We start from the raw sequence: 17,883 nt of genomic DNA, 5'->3' as shown, positions 1-17,883 counted from the left end.
GATCGTCAGTATTATTCCTTTGTCGTTTTCGGTTGCTGAGGTTGATGCTGTGGGTCAGGTCCGCGTTGCGTCGGAGCCCTTGTACATGCGTCCGGGGGCGATACATAGCGCACGTCGTCGCAGCAGCAGGCATAGACCGGAAATCCGTACACGTTCGTGCGGATGATATTCGTTGGCCCGTGCAGCGGGCACACCGCTTTCATGGCGCCTCCTGAGACTCACCTATGAACTGTCTATGGTACCCGCGGCCCGTCACTTCGACACGGGCAAACACCGGTTCGCGCGTGCGGCAGCTGGTTTTCCCGAGCGACGGTGCGCGGCCATGAAGCGACGTTCGTCCGACGCGCCGCCCGGACGCTCAGAGGTCGCTTCCGCCCCGTAAGCGGCCGCGCGATTGACGGACTAGCTTCGTGGTCATTGCGGCCATCCGACGAGCCGTAGAACGCGTCCCTTATGAGTGGATGGCTTCATGAACGTTCTCCAACCGGGAAATAAGCCGCGCGTGGGTACGCGGCGCAAGCGTGCGGATACAGCTTGGTATATATCAATACCGGCCTAATCGTCCAACGACACAGGGTGCGTTTTGAATCAAAATCCGTTCGTCACAATGTCATGACACCGGCAAACCGTTGCGCCTGCGCAGTTCTCGAATAAGTGCGCTGTGGTCCAGATCGCCGTCGCCATGCTCGACCATGTCGGTGAAGAGGCCATCGACGAGCCCCAGTACCGGCAACTCCAACCCCACGCTCTGCGCAAAACCGAGCGCGGTCTTCGTATCCTTGATTTGATACTTGGCCGGGCCGCCCGGCGCAAAGTCTCGCGCGATCATGCGTGCCGCGTGCTGGCGGAGTATCGTCGAGTCGGCGAACCCGCCGAGCAGCGCCGCGCGGACTTGCGCGGGATCGGCGCCGCCGCTTTCCGCGAGCAGCATCGCTTCGGCGACGGTAGCGATCGTGCTCGCTACCATCATCTGGTTGACAAGCTTCGCGAGCTGGCCCGTGCCCGCCGGGCCGATGCGCGTCGGACGGCCCATCGTCTGCAGCACGGAGCGCACGCGTTCGAACACCTCCACCTCGCCGCCGGCCATGATCGCGAGCGTGCCGTCCTGCGCGCCTTTCTCCCCGCCTGAAACGGGCGCGTCGAGATAGCCGATTTCGCGTGCCGCCGCGGCCCCGGCGTGGCGTTGCGCCGTCTCAACAGGAATCGAGCTCATCACGATCAGCACGCTGCCCGCACGCATGTTGGCGATGATCCCGTCGTCGCCGAGCAGGAGGTCGTCGCATGCGGGACCCGAGCTCAGCATGCAGATGACGACATCCGCGTCGCGCGCGGCTTCGCTTGCATGACCGACCACCTCGATTCCCACCGAGAAGAGCGGCACCGCCTTGTCTCGGGTGCGGTTCCACGCCGCGACCCGGTACCCGGCGCCTGCCACGCGCCGGGCCATGGGCAAGCCCATGATGCCGGTGCCGATAAAGCCCACAGCAAGACTCGCGCGCATCATGCAGGCTCGCGACGGCCGAAGCGCACCGGGCGCTCCGCCACAATCAGCGCGGGAAAGCCGGCCCGAAAGCGATGGAGGTGCGGCGTCCGCAAGTGCGCGTCGAACGCGGCTCGATCGTCGTACACCTCGTAGAACATGACGCGCGCCGGCAGTTCGTCGAGCTGGACGATATCGAACTGCCGGCATCCCGGCTCGTCGGCCAGTGAGTGCCGCGCGTCGTCGCGCGCGAGCGCGAGGAAGTCACCAACACACTCGGCCTTCACTTCGAACTCGGCGACGACCACGAACGCTTCGGTTCCGCTATCCATGCTGGACTCTCCACTCTCTCGAACCGATGCCATGATGTGCGCGCCTCACGCTGCCTTCGCCGGCTTACCGAGCGCGCTCTGCTCCATCTCGCGACGCAGCGCGACGACATCGAGATCGCGTTCGAGTTCGACGTCCTCGAAGCGCACGATCGTGTCCTTGGCGACCGGGCGCTTCAGCCTGACGTTGTGCGCAAGCCCAATCGGCAGACCGCCGATAGCAAGGCTCTTCGATGCCGGGATCGCATTGGCCCAGACCGCGTATCCGCCTTCGCCGTCGAGCATCTCGCCCGGTTTGAGGTCGCGCTTGGCGGTCGCCACGGCGTCGCCGCGGAACTCCTTCGACGAGCCCGTCGCCTCGCCGCGCAGCACGGCGGACAGCACGCTCACGCTGGTTTCGAGGCCGATCATGTGGAACGGGCGCCACATCGAGCCGTACCAGCCGGTCGGATCGACGAGCAGGCCGTACTGCTTGAAGCACGCACGCGCGTATTCGTTCGGTGCCTTGAACGTGACAAAGACACCATAGCGGATGTTGTTGAACACTTCGCGGCCGTCCGGTTCCTGGCTGGCGGCGATGTCCACGAGACCGCTTCGCGAAAGGCGACCGCCGTCTTCCGCTGGCCGGAAGACGCGCGCGAGATCGTGCAGGCCTGCGGGCGGAAAGGCGAGGCCGTCGTCCGGGCAGTCGAGGCCCGTGCCGTTCGCAACCGCAGCCATTTCGATCGCGGCCTTGGTGCCATCGGTAAACGAGTTGTACATCTTCGGGTTGAAATCGCCCTTGGCGACTTCTTCGTCGGTCCAGCCGAAGAAGCTCCACACGGTGTCCGGGGTCGAGTAGCGGTAGCGCGGCTCGAAGTTCATGCCCTTGCCAGCCGATGTCAGTTCGAAGCCGCAGGAGCGCACCCAGTCCACGAGCTCACAGATGATCGCGGGCTGGTCGCCGTACGCCATGCTGTAGACGAGACCACGCTCGCGAGCACGCGCGGCGAGCAGCGGGCCGCACATCGCGTCGGCCTCGACGTTGACCATGACCACATGCTTGTTGGCTTCGATTGCGGCCAGCGCGTGACGCACGCCCGCGATCGGGTGGCCCGTCGCTTCGATGATGCATTCGATCTCGCCGCAGGCGGCGAGCGCGGCGGCATCGTCGAGCACACAGGTGGCGCCGGTCTTCGCAGCGTCGGAGAGCGTGCGTGCGCCGTATTGCTCGGCCGGCCAGCCAACCCGTGCAAGCGATGCGCGCGCCTTGCCGACGTCGAGATCGGCGACGCCCACGACGTGCAGTCCTTCGATATGGCGCGCCTGCGATAGCACCATCGAGCCGAACTTGCCGGCACCGATCAGGCCGACGCGAACGGGACGTCCAGAAGCGTTGCGTGCCTGGAGCAGACTGGAGAGATTCATTTGCAATCCTTTGTGGTCGAGACTATGGATCGTGGCCGCGAGCGCGGCGCGCGGTGAGTGGCCGGGGTGGCGTGATCGAAGGCAGAACAGCGGTGCGCCTTACTTGCGAGCAAGTGTAGTCAGGGCCTTGCGCCAGAACAATTAACATTTCCGAGTCGATTTGTTAGCCAGGCTTCAACATCACCGGGAGGCGGGAAGTTGGGAACCGGATTGCCAGGCGGTGCGCTCGGCGCGCAGCCAATCGAGGAACAGAGTCACTTTTTTCTTGTGGAGGTGCTCGAGCGGGCAGACGATCCACTGCGTCGTCAGGCGGATGGCGGGCGGCTCGCGCACAGGACAGATCAGCGTCCCGTCGCGCAGCTCCCGCCACATCATGAGCGTGCTCTCCAGCGCGATGCCCATGCCGTCGACGGCGGCATCGATTGCCATGTGACTGCGGTCGAACAGGACGCGTTGTCCGGGATCGAGCGGCGCCGCGCGCGCCAACGAGAACCAGTGCGGCCACTGGACTTGCGACTTGATCGAGTAGATCAGGCGGTGCCGCTGCAGATCGGCGGCGTCGAGACTCGCCGGCGCGCAGTAGGCGGGCGAGCAGACCGGCAGGAACGACTCCTCGGTCAGCGCCTCCACATAGACGCCCGGCCATTGCCCGGTGCCGTGACGGATCTCGATATCGACTGCTTCTTGCGCGAAGTCGGTCATTTCATTGGTGCCGTTCAGCCGCACTTCGAGATCGGGATGGCCGTCGAGGAACGAGCGCAGACGCGGCAGAAGAAACTTGGTGGAGAGCGTTGGCGTGGCTCGCACGGTCAAGAGCGTAACGGAGCGCAACCCGCGTATCCGCTGAGTCGCGTCCGCGATGCGGTCAATCTCCTCTGAAATCATCGCGAAGTAGCGCTCGCCCGCTTCGGTCAATGCAACGCCTCGCCCGACCTTAGTCATCAACGCCGTGCCCAGATGCGTTTCAAGCGACTGGATTTGCTGGCTGACGGCCGATGGCGTGACGTTTAATTCCGCTGCTGCCCGAGAGATGCTTCCCGAACTCGCCGCAGCATGAAAAACACTGATGGCCCGCAGTGGCAGATACATGATCACCCTTTAGATTGGCTACACCTTTTCGCAAAATAATTGAATTGTCCTTCACCAACAAGCCTCTTATATTTTGCACATGCAGGACCGGCGGTGCCTGGACAAACAGTCAACTAGCTAAGCATCCCGACGTGCCTCGACGCCATACCGACAAAGTGGCGCGCCACGGTAAGTTCATATAAATGGAGACAGCATCATGAGCACGTCGAACTCGCCGCGCCGCATTTCGCGACGCGCGGTGTTGAAGGCTGCGGCCGCCCTTCCGCTGGTAACGATATGGACCCGGCCTGCACGCGCTGCCGAGTTCACCTACAAGCTCGCTACCGGGCAATCCCTTAATCAACCGATCAATGCGCGGCTGAAGGAAGCCGTTGATCGCATTCGCGAGGCGAGCAGCGGCAGGCTCGAGATCCGCTTCTTCCCCGCATCGCAACTCGGCTCGGACACCGACCTGTTGTCGCAGACGCGCTCGGGCGCCGTCGAGTTGCTCAACATATCGGGCTCGGTGCTCTCGACGGTGATTCCGCTCGCGGCCATCACCAATCTCGGCTTCGCCTTCTCCGGATACGACCAGGTCTGGCGCGGCATCGATGGGGATCTCGGCAAGCTCATCCGCGCGCAGATCGACAAGAGCGGGTACGTGTCGGTGTCCAAGGCAGCGGACAACGGCTTTCGGCAGATCACGTCCGCAACGAAACCGATCAAGGCGCCCGAGGACTTGCGCGGCTACCGGATTCGAGTGCCGGTCTCGCCGATGTTCACGTCGCTCTTCCAGACGCTAGGTGCGAACCCTACGTCGATTAACTTCAACGAGCTCTACACCGCGTTGCAGACCCATCTCGTGGACGGCCAGGAAAACGGCCTCGTCACGATCGAGGCGGGCAAGCTCTATGAAGTGCAGAAGTACGTGGCCGAGACCAATCACATCTGGGACCCGTTCTGGCTGCTCGCCAATCCGCGCGCGTTCAATGCGCTGCCCGACGACCTCAAGACGATCGTGAGGCGCGAGTTCGACCGCGCGAGCGTCGAGCAGCGCGCGGACGTCGCGCGTTTGAATACGTCGCTGAAGTCGCAACTCTCCGGCAAGGGACTAACGTTCGTGCCCGCGGACAGGGAAGCGTTTCGCGCAGCGCTCTCGAAGGCCGGCTTCTATACACAATGGCGCGACAAGTTCGGTGCTGGCCCGTGGAGTGCCCTCGAAGCGGTGACGGGGAAAATATCATGAGCGCGGCACACAATCTTGAAGTGCCAGGGCCGGCACTCGTGCGCGACGCGCACGGCGAGACCGCCATCGAACGCTGGTTGCGGCGAGGGATCGAGGTGCTCGCCGCGGCGGCGGTCGTGGGCGAGGTGGCGCTGCTGTTCATCGGCATCGTTGCGCGTGCAGTGTTTCACCAACCGCTGATCTGGTCGGACGAACTCGCGTCGATCCTTTTCCTCTGGCTTGCGATGCTGGGCAGCGCGCTTGCGGTGCAGCGTTCGTGTCACATGCGGTTGTCCTTCTTCGTATCGCACGTGACACCGCGCGCGCAGGCATGGGCCGAGACGCTGGCGGTCGCTGCTGCGGCCGCGTTCTTCGCGCTTGTCATGCATCCCGCGTTCGACTATGTGCAGGACCAGGCGTTCGTGGAGACGCCGGCGCTCGGCTGGTCGGGCTCGGTCAGGGCACTGGCGATTCCGTTCGGTTGCGCGGCGGCGCTGGTGAGTTGCGGGCTGCGCCTGGCGCGCCATGATCGACGCCACATCGTCGGTGCGATTGTGCTGATGTTGCTGATTGCGTTGGGCTGCTATCTTGCCAAGGCACCCTTGACGCACATGGGGCAGGGCGCGCTGCTGGTGTTCTTCGTCGGCCTCCTCGGTGCGGGGGTGATGGCGGGTGTGCCAATCGCCTTCGCGTTCTCGCTCGCGACGAGCGCCTTTTTGCTGACGACTACATCGACGCCGCTCAGCGTGGTGGTCGGACGCATGGACGAAGGCATGAGCACGCTGATCCTGCTCGCCGTGCCGATGTTCGTGCTGCTCGGGCAACTCGTGCATGTGACGGGCGTGGCGCGCGTGATGGTGGCGTTTCTCGCGTCGCTGCTTGGGCACGTGCGTGGCGGCATGTCGTATGTGCTGCTCGGCGCCATGCTGCTGATATCGGGGATCTCGGGCTCCAAGACGGCCGACATGGCGGCGGTTGCGCCCGTGCTTTTCCCGGAGATGCGCAAGCGCGGAATGAAGGACGGCGAACTGGTATCGCTGCTCGCGGCGGCCGGTGCGATGAGCGAAACGATTCCACCGTCGCTAGTGCTGATCGCGATCGCATCGGTGACCGGCATATCGATCGCGGCGTTGTTTACCGCAGGCATCCTGCCGGCCATCGTGCTTGCTTTCGTGCTGGGCGTCGTCGCGTGGTGGCGTGCAGGGCGTGAGGACGAAACGGACGAGAGCCGCGCGGGAGCGGTGAGGGCACCCTGGTCGCACGTGCGCCGTACCTTCGTGATCGCATTGCCGGCGCTGCTGCTTCCATTCCTGATCCGCAGCGCGGTGGTCGAAGGGATCGCGACCGCGACGGAGGTATCGACGATCGGCATTGCCTACTCGCTCGTGATCGGCCTGTTGATCTATCGCGGCGGCCTGAAGTGGAAAGCCATCATGCCGATGCTGCTGCAGACGGCGGCATTGTCCGGTGCCATTCTGTTCATCGTGGGGGCGGCGAGTGCGATGGGCTGGGCGTTGACGCAGTCGGGTTTCTCGCACGACCTCGCCAACATGATGACGAGAGTCCCGGGCGGTGCTGCCGGTTTCCTGCTGGTATCGATCGTTGCGTTCATCGTGCTCGGTAGCGTGCTGGAAGGCATTCCGGCCATCGTGCTGTTTGGGCCGCTGTTGTTTCCAGTTGCACATCAGCTCGGGATACACGAAGTGCACTATGCGATGGTCGTCGTCCTCGCAATGGGACTCGGGGTGTTCGCGCCGCCTTTCGGCCTGTGTTATTACGCGGCGTGCATCATCGGTGAGGTATCGCCTGAAGCGGGACTCAAGCGCATCTGGATTTATCTCGGCATGCTGCTTCTCGGGCTGATCGCGATAGCCTTCGTTCCTTGGATTTCGATCGGCTTTCTTTGAACTTATCGAGTAGATGTGGTGTTTAGCGCTGACCACACTTGCCGGTTCCGGCGGTGTGGTTTCGCCCTCGCCCTCGCCCTCGTGCGAGTGGCGATCCGTGTTGTCTCAAGCAATTGTTGGAGGCACGCAGCGCGCTAAGTTAAGTTAGGCCGCTTCAACGCCGTCCAGATAACCGAGCTCCCGTCTCCCGGAGTGAACGCCATGGTTCGGAGCTGTAGCGATCCATGCACACGAAAAATGGCGATCCTTGCTGTGAGCGGCGCAACGTGCGAGGACCGCCAGACTTCAACATGTCGCCCTCGATACCACGTCCGATCGGCCCATCATTGCACCCGCTCGTCACCGGAACTACGGTATTGCGACGCCGATAGCCGATGTGAGAAGTGGCAGCCGTGCTCATGTCCGCCCCATGTTCTTTCAGATACCGAAGACGTGCCGGAGTTCGCGCGCGCGAGCGACCCGACACACTCAGCGCAGTGCGTACAAACTTCAGTTTAGCCAATAGCGGCGCGCGCATGGTGCCTGTTCCTCGCTTCGTCAATCATCCAGCGAGCCAGCCCTGAATGCGAACGCTCGGTCGTCGCAGTGCAGCACTGGGCGCTGACAGGGAACGCGCCGTCCGCGCAGGCGCAAGCGTCTCGTCCGCATGACGCGAGCGGGGCCAGGCACGGCGCTATACTGTGGGCCCGTCTACAGGACAAGTAGCCGGCGTGGCGAGGCGTCGCGATGCCGTTTCTGTGCGGTGTCCGCAAAGCGCGAATGCCAGCCGGCGAAGACATAAAAAATTGGCAGATCACGATCTGAAGAGGCTGAAAATCGACCGGCCCGCCGTCGCTGCCGGACGGCGGCACAACTGGTTCGCTTACGGGGTCGTCGCGCTGCTGCTCGTCGGTGCGGCGGTCGCCGGCCTCAAGCTGGCCGGTCCGCAGGCCGTCGAAACCACCACCGTGGTGTCCGCTTACCCCTCGCAGACCTATACGCTGCTCAACGCGACCGGCTACGTCGTGCCGCAGCGCAAGGCCGCGGTGGCCTCGAAAGGGCAGGGGCGCCTTGAGTGGCTCGGCGTGCTGGAGGGTACGCGCGTCAAGAAAGACGAGGTGATTGCGCGGCTCGAAAGCGCGGACGTCGAGGCCGCGCTCGCGCAGGCCAAGGCGCAAATCAAGGTGGCGCAGGCCAATCTCGCGCTGCAGGTGGCCGAACTGAAGAACGCCCAAATCAACCTGCGCCGCTCCGCGATACTCGCGCCGCAGGGCGCCATGCCCGCCACCCAGTACGACTCCGATCTCGCCCGTTACGACAAGGCCCGAGCGTCGATCGACAACAGCCGTGCGGCGATCGCGTCTGCGCAGGCCAATGCGCAGGCCGCCCAGGTGGCCGTCGATCAAACTGTGATTCGCGCGCCGTTCGATGGCGTGGTGATCGAGAAGCACGCAAACGTCGGCGACAACATCACGCCGTTCTCGCAGGCATCCGACAGCAAGGGCGCCGTCGTGACGATCGCCGATATGGAAACGCTCGAAGTCGAAGCCGATGTCGCGGAATCGAACATCGCGAAGATCACCGTGAACGAGCCTTGCGAGATCCAGCTCGATGCGCTGCCCGAACTCAGACTGGCTGGCCGCGTGTCGCGCATCGTGCCGACTGTCGACCGTTCGAAAGCAACCGTCCTCGTCAAAGTGCGCTTCGTCGATCGCGATGAGCGCGTGCTGCCCGACATGAGCGCTAAGATTGCGTTTCTGACGAAGCCTGTTCCGCCGCGGGACCGGGAGCCGGTGGTCGCGGTGCAGCCCGCGGCGATCGTCGAGCGCGATGGCCGCAAGGTCGCTTTCGTGATCAAGGACGATACCGTGCGCGAAGAGCCCGTCACGACCGGCGCGGCGCTCGGCGACCTCGTGGCCGTCAGCGGCGTGCATCCCGGCGATGTGCTCGTACGCGCGCCGAACGAGCACATCAAGGACGGCGCCAAAGTCACCGTGGCGAAGAAATAGTGTGAGCACTGTGGACAACGTGAAGCGCGTGAGCGATACAGAGCCGCTCGTCGACATCAGGCACCTCGTCAAATCGTACCGGCGCGGCGTTCAGACGGTGCCCGTTCTCTCCGACATCACGCTCTCGATCGGCGAAGGCGACTTCGTTGCGCTGATGGGGCCGTCGGGGTCGGGGAAGAGCACGCTGCTCAATCTGATCGCGGGCATCGACCGGCCGGATGGCGGCGAACTACGCGTCGGCGGACTCGACATCACGCGGCTGTCGGAGTCGGTGCTGGCGGAATGGCGCGCGGCCCATGTCGGATTCATCTTCCAGTTCTACAACCTGATGCCCGTGCTGACTGCATTCGAGAACATCGAATTGCCGTTGATGCTCACGCGCCTATCGCGCAAGGAGCGGCGCGAGCGCGTGAGCCTCGTCCTCGACATGGTGAATCTGTCGGATCGCGCGCAGCATTACCCGTCCGAGCTTTCCGGCGGCCAGCAGCAACGCGTCGCGATCGCTCGCGCGCTGATCACCGATCCGACGCTGATCGTCGCCGACGAACCGACAGGCGACCTGGACCGCACGTCCGCCGAGGAGGTGCTGACGATGATGCAGCGGCTCAACCGCGAACTCGGCAAGACCATCATCATGGTGACCCACGACGCGCATGCGGCGGGTGCGGCGAAGGCGCTCGTGCATCTGGAGAAGGGGGAACTGATCGATGGAACCACTCGCTGAAGCGCGCCACGGCCGATCGTCATGTACCTGTTCAAGCTAATCACGAGAAACGCGTTGCGGCACAAGCTGCGCACGTTGCTGACCGTGTTCGGACTCCTGATCGCGGTGCTCGCGTACGGGCTGCTGCATACCGTGGTCGACGCATGGTATGCGGGCGCCGCGGCGGCGTCGAACGCAAGGCTCGTGACGCGCAATGCGATTTCACTCGTCTTTCCGCTGCCGTTGAGCTACGAGAACCGCATACGCGGCGTGGAAGGCGTGACGATGGTCGCGCGCTCCAACTGGTTCGGTGGGGTGTATCGCGAGCCGAAGAACTTCTTCGCGCAGTTCGCCGTATCGGACAACTATCTCGACCTGTACCCGGAATTCATCTTGCCCGCGCAGCAGCGCAACGACTACGAGCGGGACCGCAAGGGCTGTCTGATCGGCCGGCAGCTCGCGAGCCAGTTCGGCTTCAAGATTGGCGACGTGATTCCGATCAAGGGCACGATCTATCCGGGCACCTGGGAGTTTGTCGTACGCGGCATTCTCGACGGTCGCGACGAATCGACGATTACGCGCCAACTGATTTTTCACTGGGAGTACCTGAACGAAGCGGTACGCAAGACGCCCGGCCGGAAAGCGGATCAGGTCGGGGTCTACGTGCTCGGTATCGCGAACCCGGACGAAGCCGCTGCGATCTCGCGCAATGTCGACAACGTCTTCAGGAACTCGCTCGCCGAGACCCTCACCGAAACCGAGCAGGCGTTCCAGCTTGGCTTCGTGGCGATGTCGAATCAGATCATTGCGGCGATCCGACTGGTGTCGTATGTGGTCATCGTCATCATCATGGCCGTGATGGCCAATGCGATGGCGATGAGCGCGCGCGAGCGCACCGTTGAATATGCGACGCTCAAGGCACTCGGTTTCGGCCCGGGGTTTCTCGCGGTGCTGATGTTCGGCGAGTCGGTGACGATCTGCTCGGTGGGCGGCGGTCTCGGCATACTCGCCACGCCGCCCGCCGCAAGTCTCTTCAAGCAGGCGACGGCAGGCGTGTTCCCGGTGTTCCACGTGTCGCGCGAAACGATGCTGTTGCAGGCGGCGTGCGCGCTCGTCGTCGGGATCACGGCCGCGATCATTCCGGCGCTGCAGGCGGCGCGGGTGCGGATCGTCGACGGCCTGCGGGCTATTGGCTAGAGGCTCACGTGGCGATCCCGCTCTCGTATATCGCTCGCAATCTGTGGATGCGCCGGCTGACCACCGCGCTCACGGCCGGTGGGCTCGCGCTTGTCGTGTTCGTGTTCGCGACCGTGCTGATGCTCGATGCGGGCCTCAAGAAGACGCTCGTGTCCACCGGTGAAGAGGACAACGTCGTGGTGATCCGCAAGGGCGCGGAAACGGAAGTGCAGAGCGCGATCGACCGCGGCCAGGCGAACGTGATCGAAATGCACCCGGCGGTGGCGATCGGTGGCGACGGGCGACGCATGGCGTCGAAGGAGTCCGTCGTGCTGATCTCTCTGACGAAGCTCGCCTCGGGCAAGCCATCGAACGTCGTGATTCGCGGAGTCTCGCCCGCGGGCATGAGCTTGCGGCCGCAAGTGAAGCTCGCGTCGGGGCGCATGTTCAATCCGGGATCGTCTGAAATCATCGTCGGCAGCAGCATTGCGAAGGGCTTCAGCGGTACGCAGCCAGGCGAGCATTTGCGCCTCGCGCAGCGCGACTGGACCGTGGTTGGGACTTTCGACGCGGGCGGCAGCGGCTTCGATTCGGAAATCTGGGGCGATGTTGATCAGTTGATGCAGTCATTTCGCCGCACGAGTTATTCGTCGATGGTAGTGCGGCTCGCGCAGTCCGACCGGTTCGGCGGCTTCAAGTCCGACATCGACGTCGATCCGCGCCTCTCCGATGAAGCGAAGCGCGAACAGACGTTCTATAGCGACCAGTCGAAGGCGCTCTCGACGTTCATCAACATTCTCGGCTTGACGCTATCGACGATCTTTTCGATAGCCGCAATGATCGGCGCGATGATCACGATGTACGCGTCCGTGGCCAACCGGGTCGCGGAGATCGGCACGTTGCGTGCGCTCGGCTTCCGGCGCACCAACGTGCTCGCTGCGTTTCTCGTCGAAGCGATGCTGCTGGGGCTCGTCGGCGGACTGGCGGGGCTGGGCTGCGCGGCGTTCATGCAGTTCGCGTCGTTTTCGACTACCAACTTCCAGACCTTTGCGGACCTGTCGTTCCGCTTTATCCTCACCCCGGCCATCGTCGTGAAGACGCTCACATTTTCGATGACGATGGGCCTCCTTGGCGGGTTTCTGCCTGCGATGCGCGCGGCCCGTATGAAGATCGTCGATGCATTGCGCGCGCGTTGAGCACATGCAGTCGCGCCGACCGACTCGGTGTGCAACCTGACGCGCGATGTAACGTCGACGCCGGTGAAGCCCGGCTTGCCCTCGAGTTCGTCGTGCCCACTTGCGCGATTCAGTTCGAGGTAGTGCGCGTGTTCCACGGCAGCCGCGGCAGGTCAACCCGGTCGTGATGGCTGAGATTAAATGAGCCGCGTTTGAGCCCACAACGTCAACCCGAACGCGCGGTATGGGTCACTTCCACAATGTTCTTCGTGTCATGGCCAAACCGCATTACTGATCTAAGTCAGCAAGCCCCCGTCGACCGTGAGAATTGTTCCAGTGACATGCCTTGCCGCCGGGCTTGCAAGAAAAGTGACGGCCGCAGAGATGTCATCCGGTGCAGCGAAGCGTCCCAACGGCGTGAGGCTGCGTTGGAATTCCGCGCTTTCGCCGCTAGCCGGGTTCATTTCGGTATCAGTCGAGCCCGGTTGAGCCAGATTGGCAGTGATGTCCTTCGGGCCCAGCTCCTGAGCCAGCCCCCGTGTGAACGACTGCAGCGCGGACTTGGTCATGTAGTAGACCGTTCCTGCTGCGCCCACGATGCGATCAGCTCCGGCGGAGCCGATCGTGTCGCTTCGGGCAGTTCTTCCACCTGATCCTTGATGAATTCCAGATCCTTTCTCGTCGTGAGGAGGCGCACGCCAAATGAAAGAAAGTCTTTCCGTGTGCCGGAAATCTTATGGAACGGTTATACCGGCCTGCGCAAACTGGTTACGTCGCGAGCGGCGGTGTCGACACGGCGACCTTCGGTTCGTCGACGCGCTTTCCAACCATCAGTGCGTAGACGAGCGCAGCCAGAAGCGCGATTCCAGCACTGATAAGGAACGCGTCGACAAACGAATGCGTCCGATCGACGACAACACCGGTGACAAAAGGCGCGAACGAGCCGCCGAAATAACCGCCGAAGTTTTGAATGCTCGCAAGGGATGCCGCCATGTGCCGCGGCGCAGCCACAGACACAAGCGCCCAACTCGCACCACATGCCATCTGGACAAAGAACATCGCTACGCTGAGATAGAGAATCGCAAGTGTCAGATTCGGCGTGAACGCGGCGGGAACCGTAAATAAAGCCCCACCAATCAGACCGATACAAATAGGCCATTTTCGGCTTCGAATCGGTGCGATACCGCGGGCCTGCAACGCATCAGCAACGAAGCCGCTCGATAACATGCCAATCGTGCCGAAAAGATACGGTATCGACACCAGCCATCCGGTGCTTGCGAGCGACAAATGACGCTCACGCTCAAGATATGCAGGCAGCCACGTCAGGTATAGCCACAGCATATAGATGATGCCCGCATTGCCGAGAATCATGCCCCAGGTGGTACGCGTCAGAAACAGATTGCGCCATTCCGACATGGTCATCTTTCGCTCGACCCTGGTGTCACTTGCACCTTCGTTCAGATAGGCAGCTTCTCTGTCCGAGAGCGTCACGTTTTTGCGGTCACGATAGATCAAGTACCAGCCGATCGACACCGCAATTCCGAAGCCGCCCATGATCATGAACATTTGTCGCCAACCGCACGACAGCATCATGACGGTCAGAATCGGCGGCGCAAGAGCCGGCCCAATCGTCGATGAAGTAATGAAGATGCCCGTCGGCCGACCTCGCTCACGAATTCCAAACCACTCGCTGACCACTTTCGCGCCAGCCGGAAAGTTTGGCGATTCACCTACTCCGAGCGCGATACGCGCAATGATGAACTGATGGAGATTAGTTATCAGCCCGCCACTAAACTGAGCGGCGGACCAGACGAACATTCCCAGTCCGAGCATCACTCGCGAACCACGTTTGTCGAGAAGCACCCCGACCGGCAGTTGCGCAAAGGCGTAAGCGAACGAAAAGGCAGACAGCAATATTCCCATCTGAGATGCCGACAACCCGAGTTCACTGCTGACGGAATGGTTCGCGATAGACAATGTGCTCCGATCGAGATAGTTGACAATCCCGGCCAGCGTCAGAAGCGCTATTGATGCCACCTGTATGCGCTTTAATTTCTTCGACTTCTCGATCATTCCGTCTCCTTATATTTTCGAAAAACAGGTATTTGCTTTCACATTGAACACTGCTAGGTCCGGAGCTACATCTAATGACTATCGGCGGTAGATATCCGCAAGCACCTGCACAGGGTGACGAAGCGTCTTGCCTCGCAGACGCTTCACCTGACAGCGACAGGAATAGCCTGTCGCCAGGACCTCTGGGCTTTCCTCGTTGCTGACCGGGCAATCGGATTCAGGAATCTGGTGCGCCCACGACAGCGCGAAGATGTCGGTCGATGTAGTCACGTTCCTCGCTTCATGGCCGTAAGTGCCTGACATCCCGCAACACCCTGTTGAGGGCATCGCCACGTCCAGACCTGCCGCGGCAAAAACCGCTTTCCAAAGCGCTGTAGCTTGCCCGGCATTGGTCTTCTCCGTGCAATGAGGTAGTAACGTGAACGACACGCGTGCCGCTTTGGGCATGTGCGACGAACTGATCGCAGTCGCGAGCCACTCCTGTGGCAACAACACGTTCGGGACATTTTCGCTCCCGAGTACTTTGGAATATTCCTGGCGATACGTCAGCGTCATGGCCGGGTCGACCCCAACCAGCGTGACACCCGTGTTTGCAATATCGAGCAGTGTCTGGGCGTTCTTCCGCGCGGCCCGCGCGAACCGTGCCAGAAAGCCCAGAACGTGGAGAGGCTTCCCATTCGGATGAAAGGGCGCGAAAAATACGCGAAATCCCAAAGCATCTGCAAGCTCGACAAATGCGGTTTCGACGTCGCCACTAAAAAAACTCGTGAAGGTGTCGCGGACCATGACCACGCAACGTTTCCGTTCGCTTGCGTTCATCCGCATCAGAATCTCAGGCGTCGCGATAGCGCATCGGTTCGACTTGCTGGCTTCGCTCCGGGTAATAATCGGTGTGTCGACTACTTCAACAACGTGCTTGAGCAATAGTCGCGCGAACCGGCTTTCCACAACGCCGTTGTAAAACTGTCGCCCCCCGGGCACGGAGACCAGCCGTGGAATCGTGTATTCGAGAGAAGCAATCATGTAGTCGCGAGCCGGGCGAAGATATCGCGTGTGGTAATGCTCCAGGAATCGTGATCGGAACTCCGGCACGTTCACCTTGACAGGACACTGAGCGACGCAAGATTTGCAGGCGAGGCAGCCGCTCATCGCCTCATACACCTCGTGCGAAAAATCATCTTTGTTTCGACCGCGACGCAGCGAATTCAAGAAACGTACGGGCAAGCGCTTCGCACGCGGTCGAGCGATCAGATCGGTACCTGCAGCTACCTGCAGACGTAGCCACTCACGCATCAACGACGCACGGCCTTTCGGAGAATGAATGCGTTGACGTGTCGCTTTCCATGAAGGACACATCGAATCGTCCGGATCGAAATTAAAGCAAGCGCCATTGCCGTTACATTGGACGGCGTCACCGTTCGCTTCCCACACAGCGTCGCTGATCTCGCGATCGAGTTCACCTCGCCAAGTGGTGGAGTCAATCTTGAGAAGTGTGCTATCCACGCCTGCCGGTACGGCGATCTTTCCGGGATTTAGCTGGTTATATGGGTCAAACGCTGCCTTGATTAGCTGCAAGGACGGGTAGAGGCTCCCGAAGAAGGCCGGTGCGTATTCCGAGCGCACGCCTTTCCCGTGCTCTCCCCAAAGAAGTCCTCCGTACTTCATCGTGAGCGCCGAGACTGCATCCGAGATGGGCCTGATCAAGGCAGCATCCTCGGGGGCTCTCAGATCGAGCGCAGGACGCACGTGCAGCACGCCAGCGTCAACATGCCCGAACATCCCATACTTCAAGCCATAGGAATCGAGCAACGCGCGAAACTCTGCGATGTACTCCGCAAGTTGCTCCGGAGGGACAGCTGTGTCCTCGACAAACGGCTGCGGCCGCCTTTTTCCGCGTACGTTGCCAAGAAGGCCGACTGCGCGCTTTCGCATTGCATAAACACGGCTAATCGCCACATCGCCCCAGGCGATCGTGTGGCCGAGACGCCGAACGCTCTGGTCCGTGCTGATGTGCCCGACAAATTCAGCGACACGGCTTTGCAGCTGACCGAGATCATCGGCGCTGAATTCAACGAGGTTGATACCTTGAGCGCTTCGCTCGTCGTTATAGTCCGGGAAGAACTCGGATATCGAAGTCCAGACAACGTCATCGCGGGCTAGCGCGAGTACCGTGGAGTCCACCGTCTCGATGGACAGCGGTCGATGTTCCATCAGAGCGCGCGCATCCCTCAGCGCATCCATGAATCCTTCATACTGGATGTTCACCAGCGCAGAATGAAGCGGTATCGGCAACACGTTCAATGTCGCCTCTACAACGAAGCCGAGCGTACCCTCTGCGCCGCAAATCAGGCTTTTCAGGTTCAGCCTTCCGTCACGTTCGCGAAGATGCACGAGATCGTAGCCCGTCAGGCAGCGATTAAGCGGCGGGAAAGTGTCTCGTATGAGTTCAGCCTGGTTGTCGGAAATCTCGCGGGCGGTTTTGTAGGCCCGTCCGACAATATCCGTCCGTGCGCAAAGCTGTTCCAGTGCTGCATCGTCGACCGGCTCGGAGACGAGCGGAACGCCTCCAAGCAACACGCTCTTCAGAGCGATGACGTGGTCGCGCGTTTTTCCATAGGTGCAGCTGCCTTGTCCGCTGGCGTCCGTGCTGATCATTCCGCCAATCGTGGCGCGATTCGACGTGGACAGTTCCGGAGCAAAGAATAATCCGTGCGGTTTGAGAGCCGCATTCAATTGATCCTTGACGACGCCTGCCTGAACCCTTGCCGTGCGTTTAACCGGATCGATTTCAATGATGCGGTTCATGTGGCGGGACAGGTCGACGACGATACCGTCGGTCAATGACTGGCCGTTGGTGCCGGTGCCACCGCCTCGGGGCGATACCACGACGCTTCGAAATCGCTCCTCGGCGAGCAGCCGCGCGATGCGCTCAACGTCAGCGGCGTTGCGAGGGAAAATCGCAGCCGTGGGTCTGCGCTGATAGATCGAATTGTCCGTTGCGAGTACCGTGCGCGTCGCATGGCTGACGTCGATCTCGCCCTCCAGTCCCGCAACCCGCAGAGCTTCGAGAAACGCTGCTTCAGAAGTAGTGTCTCGTGCTTCTTCTAGTTTTATCTTTATGACCTTCATGTCGCTTACCTTTCATGCGTCCTTGCGCGGCACTCTGCGGACGTATTGCTTCACCTGCGTCCATCAGAGCAACAGGCCTGATGCGTCGTCGTGATGGCCGCATCCGGAGAGAAAACGCGAGGTCACGCGTCGGCGACATTCAGGAGATAAGGCTTACCCTGTTGATGTGACTTGCCGCTGCTCGCCAGGTACATGCGTCCCGGCGAGCGACGCGCGCGCAAGT

The 17,883-nt window shown here is 61.8% G+C and carries 13 protein-coding genes; 6 read left to right on the top strand and 7 right to left on the bottom strand.

Translation table 11 applies throughout. From position 1 onward, the window contains the following. Nucleotides 1-610: 610 nt before the first annotated feature. The 4 genes from JMY24_RS33135 to JMY24_RS33120 form a co-directional block, all read right to left on the bottom strand. Entirely contained in the window at nt 611-1,504 is an 894-nt protein-coding gene (locus tag JMY24_RS33135; protein ID WP_201703651.1) for an NAD(P)-dependent oxidoreductase, read from the bottom strand. Further along, on the bottom strand, nt 1,501-1,812 hold the full coding sequence (locus JMY24_RS33130) for a putative quinol monooxygenase (RefSeq protein WP_128597754.1): 312 nt from the start codon (nt 1,810-1,812) through the stop codon (nt 1,501-1,503). The genes JMY24_RS33135 and JMY24_RS33130 overlap by 4 nt, the downstream gene beginning before the upstream one ends. 45 nt (nt 1,813-1,857) lie before the next feature. Next, nucleotides 1,858-3,216 (bottom strand): NAD(P)H-dependent oxidoreductase, encoded by a 1,359-nt coding sequence (locus tag JMY24_RS33125; RefSeq protein WP_128597755.1) that lies wholly within the window; start codon nt 3,214-3,216, stop codon nt 1,858-1,860. Nucleotides 3,217-3,396: 180 nt separating this feature from the next. Next, a complete protein-coding gene (locus tag JMY24_RS33120) occupies nt 3,397-4,305 on the bottom strand; it encodes a LysR substrate-binding domain-containing protein (RefSeq protein WP_128590286.1) in 909 nt (302 codons plus the stop codon). Between the two features lie 196 nt (nt 4,306-4,501). Here JMY24_RS33120 and JMY24_RS33115 point away from each other — a divergent pair, with 196 nt between their 5' ends. The 6 genes from JMY24_RS33115 (at nt 4,502) to JMY24_RS33090 (ending at nt 12,479) form a co-directional block, all read left to right on the top strand. Then, nucleotides 4,502-5,530, top strand: coding sequence for a TRAP transporter substrate-binding protein (locus JMY24_RS33115; RefSeq protein WP_128597756.1), 1,029 nt, complete (start codon nt 4,502-4,504; stop codon nt 5,528-5,530). Further along, nucleotides 5,527-7,416, top strand: a complete 1,890-nt coding sequence (locus JMY24_RS33110) for a TRAP transporter large permease (RefSeq protein WP_128597757.1) — start codon at nt 5,527-5,529, stop codon at nt 7,414-7,416. Before JMY24_RS33115 ends, JMY24_RS33110 begins: the two co-directional genes overlap by 4 nt. Before the next feature lie 785 nt (nt 7,417-8,201). Then, the gene (locus JMY24_RS33105) at nt 8,202-9,404 is read left to right on the top strand and encodes an efflux RND transporter periplasmic adaptor subunit (RefSeq protein WP_128584822.1); all 1,203 of its coding nucleotides are present in this window, start codon (nt 8,202-8,204) and stop codon (nt 9,402-9,404) included. Nucleotide 9,405: 1 nt separating this feature from the next. Then, nucleotides 9,406-10,128: an ABC transporter ATP-binding protein gene (locus tag JMY24_RS33100; protein WP_128584821.1), complete on the top strand. Its 723-nt coding sequence runs from the start codon at nt 9,406-9,408 to the stop codon at nt 10,126-10,128. A 21-nt stretch (nt 10,129-10,149) separates the two neighbouring features. Then, nucleotides 10,150-11,304, top strand: a complete 1,155-nt coding sequence (locus JMY24_RS33095; protein ID WP_128597758.1) for an ABC transporter permease — start codon at nt 10,150-10,152, stop codon at nt 11,302-11,304. 8 nt (nt 11,305-11,312) lie between these two features. Then, on the top strand, nt 11,313-12,479 hold the full coding sequence (locus JMY24_RS33090) for an ABC transporter permease (RefSeq protein ID WP_128597759.1): 1,167 nt from the start codon (nt 11,313-11,315) through the stop codon (nt 12,477-12,479). 275 nt (nt 12,480-12,754) lie between these two features. Here the strand turns inward: JMY24_RS33090 and JMY24_RS33085 are convergent, their stop codons facing one another. The 3 genes from JMY24_RS33085 to ydiJ all read right to left on the bottom strand — a co-directional run bounded on the left by JMY24_RS33085 (nt 12,755) and on the right by ydiJ (nt 17,660). After that, nucleotides 12,755-13,081 (bottom strand): SDR family oxidoreductase, encoded by a 327-nt coding sequence (locus tag JMY24_RS33085; RefSeq protein ID WP_268960833.1) that lies wholly within the window; start codon nt 13,079-13,081, stop codon nt 12,755-12,757. A gap of 145 nt (nt 13,082-13,226) precedes the next feature. Continuing rightward, a complete protein-coding gene (locus JMY24_RS33080) occupies nt 13,227-14,531 on the bottom strand; it encodes an MFS transporter (RefSeq protein ID WP_128597760.1) in 1,305 nt (434 codons plus the stop codon). A gap of 78 nt (nt 14,532-14,609) precedes the next feature. After that, the gene (gene ydiJ / locus JMY24_RS33075; protein ID WP_201703649.1) at nt 14,610-17,660 is read right to left on the bottom strand and encodes a D-2-hydroxyglutarate dehydrogenase YdiJ; all 3,051 of its coding nucleotides are present in this window, start codon (nt 17,658-17,660) and stop codon (nt 14,610-14,612) included. Between the last annotated feature and the right edge of the window lie 223 nt (nt 17,661-17,883).

Source organism: Paraburkholderia kirstenboschensis (assembly GCF_904848585.1).
Lineage (GTDB): Bacteria > Pseudomonadota > Gammaproteobacteria > Burkholderiales > Burkholderiaceae > Paraburkholderia > Paraburkholderia kirstenboschensis.
The sequence above is the reverse complement of the archived record's forward strand: the minus strand, read 5'-3'. Positions and strand labels throughout refer to the sequence as shown.

Excerpts from the sequence above, each read along its gene's own strand:
- JMY24_RS33135 (WP_201703651.1), bottom strand. The coding sequence starts at position 1,504 with ATGATGCGCGCGAGTCTTGCTGTGGGCTTTATCGGCACCGGCATCATG.
- JMY24_RS33130 (WP_128597754.1), bottom strand. The coding sequence starts at position 1,812 with ATGGATAGCGGAACCGAAGCGTTCGTGGTCGTCGCCGAGTTCGAAGTG.
- JMY24_RS33125 (WP_128597755.1), bottom strand. The coding sequence starts at position 3,216 with ATGAATCTCTCCAGTCTGCTCCAGGCACGCAACGCTTCTGGACGTCCC.
- JMY24_RS33120 (WP_128590286.1), bottom strand. The coding sequence starts at position 4,305 with ATGTATCTGCCACTGCGGGCCATCAGTGTTTTTCATGCTGCGGCGAGT.
- JMY24_RS33115 (WP_128597756.1), top strand. The coding sequence starts at position 4,502 with ATGAGCACGTCGAACTCGCCGCGCCGCATTTCGCGACGCGCGGTGTTG.
- JMY24_RS33110 (WP_128597757.1), top strand. The coding sequence starts at position 5,527 with ATGAGCGCGGCACACAATCTTGAAGTGCCAGGGCCGGCACTCGTGCGC.
- JMY24_RS33095 (WP_128597758.1), top strand. The coding sequence starts at position 10,150 with ATGTACCTGTTCAAGCTAATCACGAGAAACGCGTTGCGGCACAAGCTG.
- JMY24_RS33080 (WP_128597760.1), bottom strand. The coding sequence starts at position 14,531 with ATGATCGAGAAGTCGAAGAAATTAAAGCGCATACAGGTGGCATCAATA.
- ydiJ (WP_201703649.1), bottom strand. The coding sequence starts at position 17,660 with ATGAAGGTCATAAAGATAAAACTAGAAGAAGCACGAGACACTACTTCT.